The sequence below is a fragment of the Streptomyces sp. SID12501 genome (assembly GCF_010550245.1).
Lineage (GTDB): Bacteria > Actinomycetota > Actinomycetes > Streptomycetales > Streptomycetaceae > Streptomyces.
Genome location: NZ_JAAGLU010000100.1, coordinates 1 through 1470, shown reverse-complemented (window position 1 = coordinate 1470; position 1470 = coordinate 1). Strand labels below are relative to the sequence as shown.

Sequence of the window (1470 nt, the reverse complement as noted above, 5' to 3'; positions counted from 1 at the left end):
CTAGTACTACAGCCGGTGGTTTCACGGTGAGTGAGCGCGGGCGGTTCGGGTGCGGTAGTGGCTGGTTCGGGCTCGGGTCTGGTGGCGGGTGCGCCAGCGGTGCCAGTGCATGGCCAGCCAGGTCCGGGCGGTGCGGGCGGGGGCGAGGACGATCCGGTCGTAAAGGCGGCGGATCTCGTTCACGGTCGGGGGTCGGGAGTCATCGGCGGGGCGGGTATGAGTCGGCTCCGGACGGTGACCAGGAAGGCCATGGCGAGCATGCACACGGTGGTGTGCCGGTACCACGAGCACCATTTGCGGACCTCGTGCTCGTCCAGCCCCACCTGTCCCTTGGCGACCTGGAACGACTCCTCCACCATCCAGCGTTGTCCTGCGGCGACGACCATCTCGGCCAGGGTTGTGTCCGGGTGGGTGTGGCACAGGAAGTAGGCGATCTCCCGGACGAGTTCGCCGGTCTTCTTGTCCTTCTTGTTGGGCACGGTCGAGCGGCGGATCAGCAGATGCCGCTCGAAGTCCCCGACAGTGGTGGCGAGTTGGACGGTGGCCCAGTCGTACTCGCGTGGGCCCTTGGCGCCGTCCGCGCAGGACCGGCGCTCGAAGGCGTCCTCGGGTACCAGCGCCCACAGTTCGCGGGCCTGCCGGGTGCGCCCGTCGGGCAGCGGCAGCACCTCGTCCTTCGGGACGGCGAGCACGTAGCGGACGTGGTGTTCCTCCAGCCAGGCGCGCAGTGCCCGGCACTGCCCGTATGCCTCGTCGGCCAGGAAGTAGGTGAACGCCACCGAGGCCGCCAGCGCGCGCTCCAGCATCCGCCGGGCCAGCTCCGGTTTGGTGGCCACCGCGCTCGCGCGTTCGGGCGGGATGCCCTGCTCGGCGCAGCGGCGTTCGTGCTCCGCGGTGGTGCCGGCCCAGTTCCTGCCGAGGTAGAGCTCGGCGTCGATCAGAGTGCGACCCCGGCGGGACCCGTACGACAGGTGCACGCTGACCTGGGCGTTCTCGACCCTGCCCGCAGTTCCGGTGTATTGCCGCTGCACCCCGGCGGTCTTGGTGCCCTTCTTGATGTCGCCGGTCTCGTCCGCGATCAGCACCGCGTCGTCGTCGGCCAGGGCGTCGACCGCGAAGGCGCGGACCCGGTCGCGCAGTTCGTCCGCATCCCACGCGGCCTTGGCCAGGAAGCCCTGCAACCGGTCCGGATTGGGGTGGCCGGCCGCCTCCGCGAGCTGCCACAGGTTCTTGCGCGGCACCTCGCTGAGCAGCCCACGCACCATCGCCCGCAGGTTCTCCCGGGAAGCCGGACGCGCAAACACATCGTCCACCGAGGCGCACAGCGCCTCTAACTCCCCCTCAAGCGACCGGACTTGGCCCTCAGTCAGCTCGTCCGTCCGCACCACGCCCAGCGGCAGTTTCAACCCCACGAACGGAGCAACGAGCCAGCCACCGTCACGTCACGTGAACCACCGGCTGTAGTACTAG

2 protein-coding genes are annotated in these 1470 nt (G+C 69.7%); both read right to left on the bottom strand.

The features are described from left to right. Nucleotides 1-21: 21 nt before the first annotated feature. On the bottom strand, nucleotides 22-183 hold the full coding sequence (locus tag G3I71_RS44585) for a hypothetical protein (RefSeq protein WP_164324575.1): 162 nt from the start codon (nucleotides 181-183) through the stop codon (nucleotides 22-24). Beyond that, nucleotides 180-1304: an IS701 family transposase gene (locus G3I71_RS44580; protein ID WP_343243279.1), complete on the bottom strand. Its 1125-nt coding sequence runs from the start codon at nucleotides 1302-1304 to the stop codon at nucleotides 180-182. Before G3I71_RS44580 ends, G3I71_RS44585 begins: the two co-directional genes overlap by 4 nt. Nucleotides 1305-1470 lie beyond the last annotated feature (166 nt).